This window comes from Mesorhizobium sp. M0136 (assembly GCF_040322515.1).
GTDB lineage: Bacteria > Pseudomonadota > Alphaproteobacteria > Rhizobiales > Rhizobiaceae > Mesorhizobium.
Window position 1 is genome coordinate 67994 of record NZ_JAMYTP010000020.1, and the last position, 15216, is coordinate 83209.

Below are 15216 nucleotides of genomic sequence, written 5' to 3' on the forward strand. Positions count from 1 at the left end.
AGGCCCACGATGCAGAGACGCGGAGGCACCACCAAAGGATTCCAGCTAAAGAAAGTTTTTTCGACCGAATCCTTTTGCCATCGTCGAGCGTCTATAGGACGCTGCCCCCGACGGCGGGCGCCTCTGCCTGGGAGATACGCATGAAATCGACGCTTGTGCGATGACCGGATCCGCAATCGGCACGCCAGAAGGACGGGAGCCATTTGACCGGCTGCTCGGCGAATTGCGGCCGAAACTGCACCGTTATTGCGCCCGCATGACCGGTTCGGTGATCGATGCCGAGGATGTCGTTCAGGAAGCTACGGTCAAGGCGCTCGAGGCGTTCCCCGGGACCGGGCCGATAGCCAATGTCGAGGGCTGGCTGTTCCGCATCGCGCACAATGCCGCGCTCGACCACCTGCGCCGTCGCGCCAGGGCGGATGCCGCGCATGCCGTCGAGGATATCGACATGATACCTGACCCCGGCATGTCGGCCGAGGGTCGACACACTGCAGCCGCAAGCCTGCAGACCTTCATGCGGCTGCCCCCGGCGCAGCGTAGCAGCGTCATCCTCATGGATGTGCTCGGGTATACGATCGAAGAGATCGGCAACATTATCGACAGCAGCGTTCCGGCGGTGAAAGCCGCACTGCATCGCGGCCGTCTGCGCCTGCGCGAGGTCGCCGGCGAGCCTGACGATCGGCCTGTGCCGGTGTTGGCCGAGCCCGAGCGGGCGCGTCTGGCAGCCTACGTAGATCGGTTCAACGCCCGCGACTTCGATGCGATCCGCGACATGCTGGCCGAAGACGTGCGGCTTGACCTCGTCAACCGGCTCCGGGCGAGCGGCCGCGCGAAAGTGGGCCGATACTTCCACAATTACGCGGGTATCCACGATTGGCAACTGCTTCCAGGCCTGGTCGATCGGCACCCAGCCATTCTGGTGATCGATCCGGATGACCCGGCCGGAGGGGCAAAATACTTTATCCTGCTGGAGTGGGCGGGCGACAGATTGGCGAGAATTCGCGATTTCCGCTATGCGCGCTACACGCTTGATGGCGCCGAAGTAGTGCCTCTGCGGGCATAGCAATTCGTGTTTCATAATGCCGAACAACCACTGCCAGCATCGCGGCCGCTTGCCGTCCAAGCGGCCGCCCTTTCGTCGATCCTGCTTTAAGCCGATTGCAACTCCCTGCGCGGCAGCGGCGGGAAGGCGATCGCAATCGCCATCGCGCCAAGCCCGACAAGGGCCGAGCCGATGAACAGCCAGGAATAGCTGGCATAGGCATCGAACACCATGCCGCCGGCGAGCGGGCCGAAAGCCATGCCGAGGCTGGACAGCATGGTTACGGCACCGAATACCGTGCCGAGGATGCGCTGGCCGAAATATTCGCGCGCCAGCACCGCATAGAGCGGCATGACGCCGCCATAGGTCGCGCCGAAGATGACGGCCAGCGTGTAGAATTGACCAAGCTCGCTGACCGCAAGATAGGCTGCGATGACCACGGCCTGTATAGCCAGCCCGGTGATCAGCACCGGCTTGACGCCCAGCCGATCGGCAAGCACGCCGTAAAGCAGCCGGCCACCCAGCCCTGCCAGGCCCTCGATGCTGTAGATGCTGACCGCTGCCATCGGCGCGATGCCGCACAGCATCGCATAGCTCACCATGTGGAAGATCGGCCCGGAATGGGCCGCGCAGCAGGCAAAGAAGGTCAGTCCCAACACGATGAATTGCGGCGAGCGCAGCGCCTGCGGAACCGTCATGCCGGCACCCTCGGCGGCAACGCTTGGGGCAGCGCCTTCGGCCGCGGGCTTGGGCGGCTGGCGCACCAGAAACGCGGCCGGCAGAAGCAGCACCCACGCGGTTATGCCGATGTCGAACATCGCGGTGCGCCAGTCGTAGGCCGAAATCAGCCAGCGCGCGAAGGGCGAGATGGTCATTGGCGCCACGCCCATGCCGGCCGAGACCAGCGAGACGGCGAGGCTGCGGTTCGTGTCGAACCAGGCGGAGGTCAGCGCGATCATCGGCGCGAAGAAGGCGCTTGCCGCGAGGCCGACGAGCACGCCGTAGGCCAACTGGAAAACGAGCAGCGAACCGGTGCGGCTGGCCAGCACCAGCGCCAGGCCGAGCAGCACGGCGCCGGTCATGACGACGATGCGGGCGCCGAAGCGGTCGTAAATGGCGCCCCAGGCGAAGCCGCCGAGGCCCATTACCAGGAAGTTCAGCGTCATCGCGCTCGATATGCCGGCGCGCGACCATTGTGTGTCGAGCGCCATCGGTTCGAGGAAGATCGCCAGCGAGAACATCGCCCCGAGAGCGACACAGGTCATCAGCGCGCCAGCCGCGACGATAACCCAACGATAGGGAAGGCTCATTTCAATTTTCTCCCATGCCGGAAGCGTTGATACGGCACGACCTTTTCGAGCTTCGCCGAGCCGCTTGCGTCCGAAGGACGTTGGAGATGTTTTGAATCGGACAATCCGGTTGCATTTTTTTTATCCAGTCAGGAAATTGCGCCGCTCAACTGCTCCAATGCATTGACCGTGCATCGTCCCGAGCTAGATTTCCAGTCTGGCCATCAGGAGCTATCGGGTATGGAACTTCATCGCGGCCGTCTCATCGACCACCTCCAGCTGGTGGTCAGGGATCTCAAGGCCAGCCGCCGCTTCTACGAGGCAGTTCTCAACGTGCTCGGCATACCGATCGGTGGCGCCGGCGAGGATTATTTCTGGGCCGACGAACTGTTCATTTCCAGCCCCGACAGCCCGGCGGCCCTGGGAAAGCTGACCGGGCGCCATCACCTTGCCTTCCAGGCAAAGGACCGTGCGATGGTCGATGCATTCTACAAGGCCGGGCTTGAGGCCGGCGGCACCGACAATGGTGCGCCGGGCGAGCGATCCTACCATCCCGGCTATTACGCCGCCTTCCTGCTCGATCCCGACGGCAACAATATCGAGGCCGTCCACCACGGCCCGGCCAAACGCAGCGCCGATTCAGTGAAGATCACCTTCTAGCTTCCGGTAAAGGTGGTTCGCACCGGCCGGCACGGTTGGTCTCTGCCAAACCTGGGTGCTTGCGTCAGACCGCGTCTGCCCTATCGCGTCAGTGCCGCCATTTGGCCCACCAGAAAGTCTACGAACAGCCGCGCCCGGACCGGTAGCTGCCGCCCGTAGGCATGGACGATGTGCACCGGCATGGTCGGCATCGCCACCTCGGGCAGGATGCGGACCAAGCGGCCCGCGTCGAGATCGCCCTGCACCGCAAACCGCATCAGATGCGCTATTCCCGCACTGGCAAGTGCTGCATTGCGGATGGCGCCGCCATCATCGGTATCGAGCCGCCCATCCGGGACGATCATCGTACCGTCGGCAAAGGTGACCGGATAGGGCCGGCCGGCCATCTGGTAGCGGATGAAGTCATGGTTCGCCAGATCCTCGACCGATGCCGGACGGCCGCGCCGCTCGACATACGCCGGCGAGGCCACCAGCACGATCGGCAGATTGGCGATCTTGCGGGCAACCAGCCCCGTGTCCGACAGCGCCCCCATGCGCACGGCAACGTCATAGCCTTCGCGGATCAGATCGGCGTGCCGATCGGTGACGCTGAGCTCGACTTTCACTTCGCCATGCTGCGCAAGGAACGCCTGCGCCCATGTCGCGATGAGGCCGCGCCCGAGCTCGACCGGCGCTGTAACGCGCAGCAGGCCGCGCGCCGTATCGGCCACCTGGACGATGTCTTCGGCATCGTCCAGGGCCCTGAGCAGCGGCGCCACCCGCTCGTAGTAGGCGAGGCCTTCGCTGGTGAGCCCGAGCCGACGCGTCGAGCGCTGGATCAGCCTGACGCCGAGCCGCCGCTCGAGCCGTGCCACGCTTTTCGACATCGCCGATGGGCTCGAGCCGACCAGCCGGCTGGCGGCATGGAACGAGCCGGCATCGACGGTTCGGACGAAGGCGACGAGACCGGCGGTCTTTTCGAGGATGGTGGTCATTCCGGAGTTCCAGGCACGAAAGAATGGATCATGATGATCCTAATACGCTTTTTGATCATCATTAAATACCGCTCATCGTCGACAAAGGAGAGATTGATGAGCAAGCTGAACGGCAAGGTCGCCATCGTCACCGGCGCGTCCAAGGGTATCGGCGCCGCCATTGCCAAGGGTTTTGCCACGGCCGGTGCCGCGGTGGTCGTCAACTACGCCTCGTCACGGGAAGGCGCCGACCGCGTCGTCGCGGAGATCGAGGACCGTGGCGGCCGCGCCGTCGCCGTCCAGGGCGACGTATCGCAATCGGCCGACGTGCGCCGCCTGTTCGAGGCGGCGAAGTCGGAGTTCGGCGGGCTCGACATATTGGTCAACAATGCCGGCGTCTTCGCATTCGAGCCGCTGGAAGCGGTGACGGAGGCCGAGTTCCACCGTGAGTTCGACACCAATGTGCTGGGCATCGTTCTGACCACGCAAGCAGCAGTGAGCCATTTTGGCCCGAGCGGCGGCAGCATCATCAACATAAGCTCGGTCGCCAGCCGCAATCCGCAGCCGAACTCGCTCGTCTATGCCGCCACCAAGGGCGCGGTGGACACGATCACGCTGTCGATGTCGCGGGAACTCGGCGCCCGCAATATCCGCGTCAACGCCATTGCGCCCGGCGGCGTCGACACCGAAGGCCTCGAGCGTATCGGCATCGTCGGCAGCGACTTCGAAAAACAGATCGTCGCCATGACACCGCTCGGCCGCTTCGGCCTGCCCGACGACGTCGCTCGCGTCGCGGTGTTCCTCGCTTCCGACGAAGCGTCATGGCTGACCGGCGAGCGCATCACCGCCTCGGGCGGCTGGCGATAGATATGCAGGGCGCGGACCTGCCGTTTTACGGACCAGGCCCCCGCAGCGTGACATCGAGGAACACCGCAATCGATGACGACGGGGATCCAAGCCCTATGTTTCTCAGCAAGGGAGGAGCGCCGTGCGCTATCGATGACCGCTAGATGCCAAGGAGGTAACGGATGACGGGCGACGAAAAAGCAATCCGAAGGCTGGTCGAGACGTGGATGGATGCGAGCAAGCGTGGTGACATTGCGACCGTGCTCAGCTTGATGACGGACGACGCGATCTTCATGGTTCCCGGCCGGGAACCCTTCGACAAGGAGATCTTCGCGGCAGCCGCGCGGGAGACGGCCGGCGTTCATATCGACGGCACCAGCGATAACGTGGAATTACAGCTTCTCGGCAATTGGGCCTTCATCCGCAGCCGCATCGACATGACGGCGACTCCGCCGAATGGTGAGCCGGTCCATCGATCGGGATATGCACTGACGCTGCTGCGCAAGGAGGCAGACGGTGAGTGGCGGCTCGCGCGCGACGCGAACCTGCTGACTGCGCAAGGCTAGCGCCGGTCTCCGACATCCTGCACCGGAAGGCGGGCAAAGGGAGAGCGGCCAAGGGGGACCGATAAGATGGCGAGGATGCGATGCAAGCCGCCCTGAACAGTGTTCCTCCTCTACCTGATCACACGGGCAAGAGGGCGTTCGGCTTGACATCGGCGATGGAGGCGAAAGTGTGCGTTTCGCGCACACCCGGCAGCGGCAGGATGACCCGCTGCAGGAAGTCCTGGAACACCGCCATATCGGCGATCCGCGCCTTGACCAGGTAGTCGAAGCCGCCAACCACCATATGGCACTCCAGAACCTCCGGGGCTTTCGCCACGGCTTCGGCAAAACGGTCAAAGACATGCGGCGCCGTGTGGTCAAGCCGGACCTCGATGAACACCAGCGTTCCCCGGCCGACCTTGCGCGGATCGAGCACGGCTCTGACCGCGGTGATGAACCCGTCGCGGAACAGGCGCTTCACCCGCTGGCTGGTTCCGGTCGGCGACAGCCCGATACGCCCGGCCAGATCAAGCGTCGTCCGGCGCCCGTCCTCCTGCAGCAGCCGGAGCAAGCTGCGGTCTATCTGGTCGAGGTCGTCCATTTCACAATCCACTATATCTCAGGGATTTATGTGTTGATTTCACGCAGAGATGCCAAAATCAACGTATTTCATCACATGAAACCTCGCAATAGCTTGCACTTCCCTCACCCACGCGAAGCAAACGTGGTGAGCCGATTTCGACGAACAAAGGGAGTGCAGGATGACCAAGGAAGCGTTCAGTCCAGCCGGCAAGAGTGCGGCGGAAATCAGCAAGGGAGCGACCGAGATCCTGGTGCTGAGCGAAGCCGACGTGATGGCGTGCATCGACCTCAGCCAGCTTCTCGATGTTCTGGAAGACGGCTTCAAGGCGCTGTCACAAGGTAAGGTTGTCAATCCACCCCGGCCACAGCTCGACATCCCCGGAGCCGGCTACAGCCTCGCCATGCCGGCCTGGATGGAAGGCATGAACCTGACCGTTAAGATCGTCAATGTCTTCGAAGGCAACTTGGCCAAGAACCTGCCCAGCCACCTCGCCACCATCAGCCTGTTCGATCCGCTGTCCGGCCTGCCGGTCTGCATCATGGACGGCACCTTCATAACGGCGGTGCGAACCTCCGGCTCCGCTGTGCTGTCGGTGCGCGCGCTTGCCCGCCGGGATGCCAGGATAGCGACAGTGGTCGGCGCCGGCGTGCAGGCCAACCAGCATCTCCATTTGTTGCCGCTGGTGCGGGACTTTACCGAAATCCGCGTCGCTTCGAAGAGCTTCGACGATGCGGCAGCGCTTGCCCGGCTGCACCCGTCGGTGGTGGCGGTCGCCGACCTCGAGGCGGCAGTGCGCAGTTCCGACGTGGTGTGCCTGGCGACCCACTCCTATCAGCCGGTGATCGACGCAGGCTGGGTCCAGCCGGGCACGCATGTCTCGTCGGTCGGGGTGGCGCCGCCCCGCGGTGAAATGCCGATCGAGCTCATCGCCAAATCCAGTCTTTTTGTCGAAACCAAGGATGCATTCAAACCGACCCCGGTCGGTTCCTGCGAGCTTGCCGGCTTCGACCCGGATTTCGGCACCGAGCTTGGCGCCATGCTGCTCGACCGCGCGCCGGGCCGCGTTTCGGATCAGCAGATCACCACCTACAAGGCGATGGGCATTGCGATGGAAGACATGGTCGCCGCCGACCTCGCCTATCGCTGCGCCCGGCGTCTGCGCAAGGGAAAGCTCGTCGTGCTGTAGGCGCGTGCCGCCTCACGCAGGCTCGCGCTTCAATGCCTGTGCCATGCAGTGGATGCCGCCGCCGGTCTTCGAGATTTCGCTCATGTCGATGGCCGCCACCTCGAAGCCGCGCGCTTTGAGCTGGCCGATCAGCGTCTGGCTCGAAGTCGGCGCGATCACCCTGTCCTTGCCCAGCGACATGAAGTTGCAGCCGAGCGCCATCGTGTCCTGGAACGGCACGTCGATGATCTCGTGGCCCTTGCCCTTCAGCCAGTCGACGATGCCGGGCTCCGTACAGGCAAGGCAGACGGCGGTCAGTTTCTCAGCGATCGGCACGACCATCAGGTCGATATGGACGTAATATTCGTCGATGAAGGCGATGCGTGTCTCCCAGCCCTCCTTGTCGAACCAGGCCTGCACCTGACGGGCGCCCTCCTCCTGCGTGCGGGCGCCGCCGCAGCCGATCAGCACCACGCCATCCTCGATGACATTGAAGTCGCCGCCCTCGAAGGTGCCGGCGGTGACCATGTCGTAGATCGGGATGCCGAGCTTCTCATAGGTGCGGATCGCTGCGTAGTTCTCGCCGCGCCGCCACCACTGGGCCATCGCGGTGATAATGGCGCCGTACGGCGTCATGACGCTCGAATCGCGCGAATAGACCTGCATCGGCAGCTCCGGCGTCGGCTCGTGCCAGTGGATGTTGACGCCGAAATGCTCATAGGCGGCGACCAGGTCCTTGTGCTGTGCCTGCGCGATCTGGAGGTTGCAAGGCGCCTCGCGCAGATGTTTTCGCGACAGCGAGCTGGTCGAGAGATGGCGCAGGAAATTCGGCGAGCCGAGCAGCACGTCGGTCAGCACGTCGGTCTCGTTGGCGAAACCCCAGGCGGTCAACGGCTTGGTGCCGCCCGCCGGGTTGCGGCGCTGCAGCGAAAACGGCTCGGCGACGATGCGGTCATGGACGGTCATGGGTCTCTCCTCGTGATGGGGGCGGCTGGTTGATCATGCGGCTTGGTTGCTTGGTATCCACCAATCCCGTCCGCGCGGGGTGGTGATGTATTCCGGCCAGCGAAATCCGATCGGCGGATCGTAGTCGCAGAGTGGGGCGATCCAGTTCGAGCCGCCGATGCCACCGCCGGTTCGGGCGACGAATTCGTCCATCGCCGCGTCGCGCGCAGCCTCGTCTTCCAACAAGCGAAGTGCCGCGAGCGCAATGGTCTTTGCGGCGCAGATGACCATCGGGTCGATGGTGGCAGAAATGCCGCCCAGCGCATTCATCGCCCAGCCCGGATAGGCGTGACCATTCTCCGAGCGCAGGGCCGGGCGGGCGACATAGAACCGCGCCGTCGGCGCATGCCACGACATATCCGTATAGTCGTCGGAAGTCGAATTGAGCTGCGATGGCGGCAGGTCGCGACGCAGCAGCGCCTCTGCATCCTGCGGCGCAATCAGCCGCTCCAGCTCGGCGATGAACGGTTCGTCGCTCGCCTCGCCGCCGGCATTGACCTGGATTTCGCGGGCGATCGCCTTGGCCGTCTCGTCCCAGCGCGGCGGCCCGACCGCCGCCAGCGCGTCGAAGGCAATGCCGGCCATGACGTGATTGGCCAGCCCCGGCCGCGACTTCGACACCCAGTGCCGCTCATGGCGGCAGCCGCTCATCCTGGCTGCGGCTTCCGCATTGCGGTCGAGCATGGCGGTGACCTGCTCGGCCATAGCAAGCGTCGGCACGCGGATCATGTACTGGATCTCGGCCAGCCCGGCCGGCAGATTGTCGGCGGTCGCCTGGCCCGCCGTCAGGATCGCCTCGCTGATCGACCAGCCGCCCTGATGCGGCAGCATGGAATCGCGCAGCGCCTTGGACGCCATGTACATCATCATGAGCGCGTCGTTGGCGCCGGGCGCCCTGACCGCCGAATGCGCCTGCGGGATGGGTGCTGCGGTGCCTGCCGCCCTCGCCCAATGTTCCGGCTCGTCGCAGATGAAGCGGTGGATCATCGCATAGGCCGCACCGCAATGCGTGTCCCAGCGCGCCGTGTTGCAGAGCGGCAGCATGTAGAAAGGATGGAAGGAGATCATACCCGCCAGCCCATCGTAATAGCCCTTCGCGGCATGGATCGGCTTCGATCCCCTCACCTTCTCCGCCGGCTCGCCGGTGAAGCGCAGCGTGCCTGATATGCCGTGGCGCTGCATTGCTGCCTTGGTCGCCAAAAGGCCGCCGAGGCTGGCAATGCCGAGGCCGGAATGCGGATCGGTGTGGCCGCCCGCCTGTTCGCCGAGGCCCGGACGCGGTCGCTTCACCGTTGCCGCGTCCTGGCAATTGCCCGGCACCGCGTCGTATTCGGCGTACATGCCGATCGTCGGGCCGGTCCCGTTAATCCAATGGGCGCAGAAGGCCGTTGGCATACCGCCGGAGCCTTCCTCGACCGAAAAGCCTTCGTGCTTCAACTGCTCCACATACCAGGTGGCCGACTGGTATTCGCGCCAGGCGGTCTCGCCGAAGTCGAAGATGGTCCGCGTCCACGCCGACAGGGACGGCTGGATGTCGTCCAGACAGGCAAGCGCGGTCGCTTGTGCCGAGGTCATCGGTTTCTCCATGGTGGAAAGAAAGCAGTGAAGCGCCCCGCCAAAAAGTGATATGTTTTCCCGGCTCATGCAAATTCGGTTCACCTCTTGAGAATTCCCTCGACGCAGGCGCTGCGCGCCCTCGACAGTTTTGCCCGCCACGGCAGCGTCTGGCGCGCCGCCGACGAACTGCATCTAACCCGCAGTGCGGTGAGCCATCAATTGCGCCTGCTCGAACGCGACCTCGGCTTCGATCTGCTCGAACGCATCGGCAAGGGCGTGGCGCTCACGCCACGCGGCCAGCGCTATGCCAGCGACGTGCGCAAGGCGCTGACGGTGTTGGGTGACGCGGTGACGCGCCATGCCGGCACCGGCGTCGGCGGATCGTTCAGCGTCAGTTGCACCCCCGGCTTCGCCTCGCTTTTCCTGTGCACTCACATTGGCGAATTCCGGCAGATGTATCCCGATGTCGCGCTCCGCATCCTGACGCCGCGCCGCCTCGATGACGTCAGCAATGCCGAGGCCGACGCCTTCATCGCCTTTGGTGTCGGCAACTGGCCGAACCGCGCGGTCGAGCTGTTGTGCGAGATCTCGTTCACGCCGCTGTGCAGCCCGACGCTGCTCAACAAGATCGGCGGCTTCTCCAAGCCGGCAGACGTGCTGCGCGCCAATCTCCTGCATCTCGGTGACACCGAGGACTGGGCGCGTTGGCTGGCGCTGTCCAAAGTCGAGAACCCCGACCCGGAAGGCGGCATCTTCTTTTCCGACATGAACCTGGTCTTTTCGGCGGCGATCGCCGGCCAGGGCATCGCCATGGGCGACGAGCTGACCAGCGGCCGGGCACTGAGCGAAGGCCGGCTGGTGCGCCCCTTCGACATAGCGATCAATTCCCCGCGCTCGTATTTTCTGGTCTCGGAACATGCCAAGGCGGCGCATCCGGTGCTGGAGGCGTTTGGGCGGTGGCTGAGGTCGAAGCTGTCGGAGAACCAGCGTTAATCTCCCCCCTCGAGGGGGAGATGGCCGCGAAGCGGCCAGAGGGGGTCGGTCCGACTGGGCTCGGCCCGGTCTGATTTTCGAAGAAAGAGGAAGTTGGCGCTTCACGCGAGACGACCCCCCCTCCGTCGCCTTCGGCGACATCTCCCCAAGATTGGCGCATAGATGAATCAAATTTGCCGATCAGGCGAAAACTATTCGGTTGCGGTAAGCCGCCGCCCTGCATACGATTTCGCCTACGCTAAGGAAAGGGCAGGATGCAGCAACCCGGCCGGGCCGCAGAGATCAAGGCAATCGGGATCGGCAAGAGCTTCGGCTCGTTCCGTGCGCTGGACGATCTGACGCTCGATATCGGCCGTGGCGAGTTCCTTACCCTGCTCGGCCCCTCCGGTTCCGGCAAGACCACCTTCCTGATGATCCTTGCCGGCTTCATTCAGCCGACCGACGGTCGCCTTTACAGCGACGGCGTCGATATCACCGAGCGGCCGGCCGAGCAGCGCGCCGCCGGCATGGTTTTCCAGGGCTACGCACTGTTCCCGCATATGAGCGTCGAGGCCAATATCGCCTTCCCGCTCAAGGTGAGAAAGAAATCGGCGGCCGAGATCAAGCGCCGCGTCGGCGACATGATCGAGCGCGTCGGGCTCAAGGGCCACGAAAAGAAACTGCCGTCGCAATTGTCCGGCGGCCAGCAGCAACGCGTGGCCCTGGCCCGGGCGCTGGTCTTCGAGCCGGGCGTGCTTTTGCTTGACGAGCCGTTTTCGGCACTCGACAAGGGCCTGCGCGGCCAGATGCAGGCCGAGATGAAGCGGCTGCACCAGGAGACCGGCACCACCTTCGTCTTCGTCACCCATGACCAGAGCGAGGCGTTGGCGTTGTCGTCTCGCGTCGCCATCTTCAACCATGGCAAACTGCTGCAGGTCGGCGCGCCCGACGAGGTCTACGACCGGCCCGACAACCGCTTCGTCGCCGAGTTCCTGGGTGAGATCAACATGCTGCCGCTGAAGGGCGTGCGCCCGGCCGACAATGGCTCGACCGGCCTCTGCGAAGACCGCGCGATCAGCATGCGCTGCAAGGCCGAGAAGGTCCGTGGCGACGCCATCCTGGCGATCCGGCCCGAATACATGTCGATCGCACGCGAGGCGGCAGCGGGCGAGAACGGTATTGCCGCGACTGCCGTCGCCTCGACCTATCTCGGCGCTGCGACGCGGCTCGATCTGACGACGCGCCAAGGCGCCAAGGTCACGGTCTCGGTGCCGAACGAGGTTGCCGCTTCCGCGCTCAGCAAGGGCAATTCCGTGTGGCTGACCTGGCCGGCGGAAAAGGGTTTCCTCCTGCCGGACGGAGGACAATGACGATCGGCGTGGCGAAGTCGCCAAGCTGACTTTCAGGAAATATCAACGACAAAAAAGGGGAACTGACATGACAAACCAAGCCAAGAAAAATTCCATCGAGGCGCTATCCGCCAGGGCAGTGCGCGGCGAGATCTCGCGCCGGCAGTTCACGCAGTTGGCAGGGCTGGTGCTGACCGGCACGCCGATGCTGCTGCGCTCGACCGGCGCCTTTGCCGCGGCTAAGGAACTGGTGCTGGTCAACTGGGGCGGCGACGCCATCACCGCCTACGATGCGGCTTATGGCCAGGCCTTCACCAAGGAGACCGGCATCACCGTCAAGATGGACGGCTCCGGCCCGACCGAAGGCGCGATCGCGGCGCAGTTCAAGAGCGGCGCGCCGACCTGGGACCTGGTCGACGTCGATCCGTTCTCGGCCATCACGCTCGGCGCCCAAGGCATGCTCGAGCCAATCGACTATTCGATCGTCGACAAGAAGAAGATGCGGCCGGGATTCGGCTGGGAATACGCGGCCTCGACCTATTTCTTCTCCTATGTCATCGCCTACGATGCCGAGAAATACGGCAGTCAGGCACCGACCGGCATGGCCGACTTCTTCGACGTGGCAAAATTCCCCGGCAAGCGCTCGCTCTACAAATGGGGCGTGTCGAGCTGGGAAGCGGCACTGCTTGCCGACGGCATCGCTCCGGCCTCGCTCTATCCGCTCGACCTCAAGCGCGCGCATGACAAGATCGCGGCCTTCAAGGAGAACGTCGTTGCCTATTGGGGTGGCGGCGCCGAAAGCCAGAGCGTGCTGCTCAATGGCGAGGCCTCGATGGCGATCGTCTGGTCGACCCGGGCTTCGCTCATCGAGCAGGATTCCGGCGGCAAGATCAAGTTCATCTGGGACCAGGGCCTGATCTCGCCCGGCGCGCTCGCCGTGCTAAAGGGCAATCCCGGCGGCAAGGACGCGGCGATGAAGTTCATCGCCAGCACCCAGGACCCGGAGAAGGAACTCATCATGTTCGACAAGCTCGGCCAGGGTCCGGCCAATCCGGCCGCCGACGCGCTGATCCCCGCTGACAAGAAGCGCATCAACCCCGTCGATCCCGAGAACATGAAGAAGCAGATCCCGCTCGACATGGATTGGTACGCCAAGAACTACGGTGCGGCACTCGACGAATACACGAAGATCATCTCCGCCTGACAAGCCGGGATGATCGGGGGCGAGATGAGAGCACACCTCTCCGACAGCATAGGCGCGGCGCTGTTGATGGCGCCGCTGCTCCTCTTTCTTGTGCTGGCTTACGCCTGGCCATTCCTCGGCGTGGTCAAATGGAGTTTTACGCTGCCCACGCCGGGGCTGGGGCAGTACAATGCGCTGCTCACGGATCAGTTGGTGCAGTCGGTCTTCATCCGCACGCTGCGTATCGCCGCGATCGTGACGATCGTTTCGGTTGCCGCCGCCTACGCCATCACCGTTGTCTGGGTGCGCGGCACGCCGGTGCAGCGCGTCGTGGCCGAGTTCTGCATCCTGGTGCCGTTCTGGATCTCAGTGCTGACGCGCGCCTTCGGCTGGGTGGCGCTTTTGTCCAATCGCGGCCTGATCAACACCTGGCTGCAGGCGGTCGGCTTCATCTCGGAGCCGCTGGCTCTGGTGCGCAATGAGTTCGGCGTTATCGTCGGCATGACGCATTTCCTCATCCCCTTCGCGGTGTTTCCACTGGCCTCTTCGATGCGAAGCCTCGACGACCGTGTGCTGCTGGCGGCGCGCGGCCTCGGCTCCAGCCGCGTGCGCACCTTCTGGTCGGTGTTCGTACCGATGACCCGCTCCGGCATCATCGGCTCGGCGCTGATCGTCTTCGTCTTTTCGCTCGGCTTCTTCGTCACGCCGGCGATTCTCGGCGGCGGCCGCAGCGTGATGATCGCCGAGCTGATCTATCTCCGCATCTTCCAGAGCCCGGACTGGGGCCTGGGCGCGGCGATCAGCGTGGTGCTGGTGCTGTTCGTCGGCGCGCTGATGGCGCTGCTTTTCCGCTATATCAGGCCGAAGCAATTGGTGTAGTGCGATGCCGACCTACCGCCCCGGTCCCGTCTCGCTGATCCTCGCCGCCCTGGTCGCGCTCTTCCTGCTGCTGCCGCTGCTCGCCGTCATCCCGGTGTCGCTGACGCCGAGCCGCATGCTGGCGATGCCGTCGGGCGAACTGTCGCTGCGTCATTACCGGGCGCTGATCGAGGATCCGCGCTGGATCAATTCGATCCTGCTCTCGATCAGGATCGGCATAGTCAGCAGCGCCTTTTCCACGGTGCTGGCACTGTGCTTCAGCCTCGGCGTCTGGATGTTCCAGCCGCGCTTCACCGCCGCTCTCGTCGGCTTCGTGCTGCTGCCGATGGTGGTGCCGCCGGTGGTCTCGGCAATCACGCTCTACTTCCTGCTGACCTCGATCTCGGGGTTTTCGTCGTTCTTTGGCTATGACACCTGGCTCGGTGTCGCGATGGCACATGCGGTGATGACGGTGCCCTTCGCCACGGTGCTGATCCTGGTGTCACTCAGCCAGCTCGACCGCCGCATCGACCTCGCCGCCCGCGGCCTCGGCGCGACCGTATGGGAGCGCGCCACCCGCATCATCATGCCCAACATCAAGTTCGGCATCGTCACCGCAGCACTGCTCTCCTTCGTGCTGTCCTGGGAAGAGATCGGCGTCACCCTGTTCATCACCTCGGTCAACGCCATCACGCTGCCGCGGCTAATGTGGATGGGCCTGCGCGACAACATCGACCCGGCGATCGCAGCGCTCTCGGTGATCCTGATCGTCCTCACCGTGCTGGTGCTTGTGGCGCGCAGCGTCGTGGTCAGGCTGCGCGCGGCGCAGTAGACGCGCCTCACGCCGTGGTGACTGGCGCAAATGAAACCTTGCGCTACGATTTTCGTTATAGGTAGTTCAACACGTCGAAGGCTTCGCCATGAACCAAGGATGGTTTTCCAAGCCGGTTGCGGTTGCGGTCGGCATCGTGGGAGATATCCGCAACATTTCCAATGCACGGCAGGCTGTCGAATTGCTGGAAGCCCACTGGCGTGACGCCGGCAGCGCCAAACACGGCTTGGCACTGCGCACATGCCGCCGCGCCATGAGCGACGATCGCTGGACCGAAGCCGCCAGGGACGCGTTCATCGAGGCCGCGCGGGAGGCGCACGTCCTGGTCGAGCGAGCCGTCGAACCGGAGGGCCGATCCCGGCAGCAGGGGCCGTGAT

At 64.2% G+C, this 15216-nt stretch carries 16 protein-coding genes; 11 read left to right on the plus strand and 5 right to left on the minus strand.

The genetic code is table 11. The annotated features are described in order from the left end of the window. Positions 1–160: 160 nt before the first annotated feature. Positions 161–1063 (plus strand): sigma-70 family RNA polymerase sigma factor, encoded by a 903-nt coding sequence (locus tag NKJ35_RS22830; RefSeq protein ID WP_352649634.1) that lies wholly within the window; start codon positions 161–163, stop codon positions 1061–1063. 86 nt (positions 1064–1149) lie between these two features. Here the strand turns inward: NKJ35_RS22830 and NKJ35_RS22835 are convergent, their stop codons facing one another. After that, positions 1150–2352, minus strand: a complete 1203-nt coding sequence (locus NKJ35_RS22835; RefSeq protein ID WP_352649635.1) for an MFS transporter — start codon at positions 2350–2352, stop codon at positions 1150–1152. A 219-nt stretch (positions 2353–2571) separates the two neighbouring features. On the opposite strand from NKJ35_RS22835, the gene NKJ35_RS22840 reads away from it, so the two are divergent. After that, positions 2572–2991, plus strand: coding sequence for a VOC family protein (locus NKJ35_RS22840; RefSeq protein ID WP_352649636.1), 420 nt, complete (start codon positions 2572–2574; stop codon positions 2989–2991). An 80-nt stretch (positions 2992–3071) separates the two neighbouring features. Here NKJ35_RS22840 and NKJ35_RS22845 read toward each other — a convergent pair whose 3' ends face one another. Further along, positions 3072–3965, minus strand: a complete 894-nt coding sequence (locus NKJ35_RS22845; protein ID WP_352649637.1) for a LysR family transcriptional regulator — start codon at positions 3963–3965, stop codon at positions 3072–3074. A 96-nt stretch (positions 3966–4061) separates the two neighbouring features. On the opposite strand from NKJ35_RS22845, the gene NKJ35_RS22850 reads away from it, so the two are divergent. After that, positions 4062–4811, plus strand: coding sequence for an SDR family NAD(P)-dependent oxidoreductase (locus tag NKJ35_RS22850; protein ID WP_352649638.1), 750 nt, complete (start codon positions 4062–4064; stop codon positions 4809–4811). 161 nt (positions 4812–4972) lie between these two features. Next, entirely contained in the window at positions 4973–5356 is a 384-nt protein-coding gene (locus NKJ35_RS22855) for a YybH family protein (RefSeq protein WP_352649639.1), read from the plus strand. A 118-nt stretch (positions 5357–5474) separates the two neighbouring features. Here NKJ35_RS22855 and NKJ35_RS22860 read toward each other — a convergent pair whose 3' ends face one another. Then, on the minus strand, positions 5475–5936 hold the full coding sequence (locus tag NKJ35_RS22860; protein WP_254819434.1) for an Lrp/AsnC family transcriptional regulator: 462 nt from the start codon (positions 5934–5936) through the stop codon (positions 5475–5477). A 160-nt stretch (positions 5937–6096) separates the two neighbouring features. Between NKJ35_RS22860 and NKJ35_RS22865 the strand changes: the two genes are divergently transcribed. Continuing rightward, entirely contained in the window at positions 6097–7104 is a 1008-nt protein-coding gene (locus tag NKJ35_RS22865) for an ornithine cyclodeaminase family protein (RefSeq protein ID WP_352649640.1), read from the plus strand. Positions 7105–7116: 12 nt separating this feature from the next. On the opposite strand, the gene NKJ35_RS22870 is transcribed toward NKJ35_RS22865, so the two are convergent. Further along, on the minus strand, positions 7117–8049 hold the full coding sequence (locus tag NKJ35_RS22870) for a dimethylarginine dimethylaminohydrolase family protein (protein ID WP_254819436.1): 933 nt from the start codon (positions 8047–8049) through the stop codon (positions 7117–7119). A gap of 33 nt (positions 8050–8082) precedes the next feature. Next, positions 8083–9675 (minus strand): zinc-binding metallopeptidase family protein, encoded by a 1593-nt coding sequence (locus tag NKJ35_RS22875; RefSeq protein WP_502904666.1) that lies wholly within the window; start codon positions 9673–9675, stop codon positions 8083–8085. A gap of 75 nt (positions 9676–9750) precedes the next feature. On the opposite strand from NKJ35_RS22875, the gene NKJ35_RS22880 reads away from it, so the two are divergent. The 6 genes from NKJ35_RS22880 to NKJ35_RS22905 all read left to right on the plus strand — a co-directional run bounded on the left by NKJ35_RS22880 (position 9751) and on the right by NKJ35_RS22905 (position 15215). Continuing rightward, the gene (locus tag NKJ35_RS22880) at positions 9751–10638 is read left to right on the plus strand and encodes a LysR substrate-binding domain-containing protein (RefSeq protein WP_254819437.1); all 888 of its coding nucleotides are present in this window, start codon (positions 9751–9753) and stop codon (positions 10636–10638) included. 254 nt (positions 10639–10892) lie between these two features. Continuing rightward, positions 10893–11987 carry an ABC transporter ATP-binding protein gene (locus NKJ35_RS22885; protein ID WP_352649642.1) on the plus strand — a complete coding sequence of 365 codons (1095 nt, stop codon included), beginning with the start codon at positions 10893–10895 and terminating at the stop codon, positions 11985–11987. A 67-nt stretch (positions 11988–12054) separates the two neighbouring features. Further along, complete coding sequence (locus NKJ35_RS22890; RefSeq protein WP_352649643.1) at positions 12055–13170, plus strand: ABC transporter substrate-binding protein; 1116 nt, start codon at positions 12055–12057, stop codon at positions 13168–13170. A 24-nt stretch (positions 13171–13194) separates the two neighbouring features. Continuing rightward, positions 13195–14028 (plus strand): ABC transporter permease, encoded by an 834-nt coding sequence (locus NKJ35_RS22895; protein ID WP_352649644.1) that lies wholly within the window; start codon positions 13195–13197, stop codon positions 14026–14028. 4 nt (positions 14029–14032) lie between these two features. Continuing rightward, positions 14033–14839 carry an ABC transporter permease gene (locus NKJ35_RS22900; protein ID WP_352649645.1) on the plus strand — a complete coding sequence of 269 codons (807 nt, stop codon included), beginning with the start codon at positions 14033–14035 and terminating at the stop codon, positions 14837–14839. Between the two features lie 88 nt (positions 14840–14927). Further along, positions 14928–15215, plus strand: a complete 288-nt coding sequence (locus tag NKJ35_RS22905) for a DUF982 domain-containing protein (protein ID WP_352649646.1) — start codon at positions 14928–14930, stop codon at positions 15213–15215. Position 15216: the final 1 nt, after the last annotated feature.

Excerpts from the sequence above, each read along its gene's own strand:
- NKJ35_RS22830 (WP_352649634.1), top strand. The coding sequence starts at position 161 with ATGACCGGATCCGCAATCGGCACGCCAGAAGGACGGGAGCCATTTGAC.
- NKJ35_RS22835 (WP_352649635.1), bottom strand. The coding sequence starts at position 2,352 with ATGAGCCTTCCCTATCGTTGGGTTATCGTCGCGGCTGGCGCGCTGATG.
- NKJ35_RS22840 (WP_352649636.1), top strand. The coding sequence starts at position 2,572 with ATGGAACTTCATCGCGGCCGTCTCATCGACCACCTCCAGCTGGTGGTC.
- NKJ35_RS22845 (WP_352649637.1), bottom strand. The coding sequence starts at position 3,965 with ATGACCACCATCCTCGAAAAGACCGCCGGTCTCGTCGCCTTCGTCCGA.
- NKJ35_RS22850 (WP_352649638.1), top strand. The coding sequence starts at position 4,062 with ATGAGCAAGCTGAACGGCAAGGTCGCCATCGTCACCGGCGCGTCCAAG.
- NKJ35_RS22855 (WP_352649639.1), top strand. The coding sequence starts at position 4,973 with ATGACGGGCGACGAAAAAGCAATCCGAAGGCTGGTCGAGACGTGGATG.
- NKJ35_RS22860 (WP_254819434.1), bottom strand. The coding sequence starts at position 5,936 with ATGGACGACCTCGACCAGATAGACCGCAGCTTGCTCCGGCTGCTGCAG.
- NKJ35_RS22865 (WP_352649640.1), top strand. The coding sequence starts at position 6,097 with ATGACCAAGGAAGCGTTCAGTCCAGCCGGCAAGAGTGCGGCGGAAATC.
- NKJ35_RS22870 (WP_254819436.1), bottom strand. The coding sequence starts at position 8,049 with ATGACCGTCCATGACCGCATCGTCGCCGAGCCGTTTTCGCTGCAGCGC.
- NKJ35_RS22875 (WP_502904666.1), bottom strand. The coding sequence starts at position 9,675 with ATGGAGAAACCGATGACCTCGGCACAAGCGACCGCGCTTGCCTGTCTG.
- NKJ35_RS22885 (WP_352649642.1), top strand. The coding sequence starts at position 10,893 with ATGCAGCAACCCGGCCGGGCCGCAGAGATCAAGGCAATCGGGATCGGC.
- NKJ35_RS22890 (WP_352649643.1), top strand. The coding sequence starts at position 12,055 with ATGACAAACCAAGCCAAGAAAAATTCCATCGAGGCGCTATCCGCCAGG.
- NKJ35_RS22895 (WP_352649644.1), top strand. The coding sequence starts at position 13,195 with ATGAGAGCACACCTCTCCGACAGCATAGGCGCGGCGCTGTTGATGGCG.
- NKJ35_RS22900 (WP_352649645.1), top strand. The coding sequence starts at position 14,033 with ATGCCGACCTACCGCCCCGGTCCCGTCTCGCTGATCCTCGCCGCCCTG.
- NKJ35_RS22905 (WP_352649646.1), top strand. The coding sequence starts at position 14,928 with ATGAACCAAGGATGGTTTTCCAAGCCGGTTGCGGTTGCGGTCGGCATC.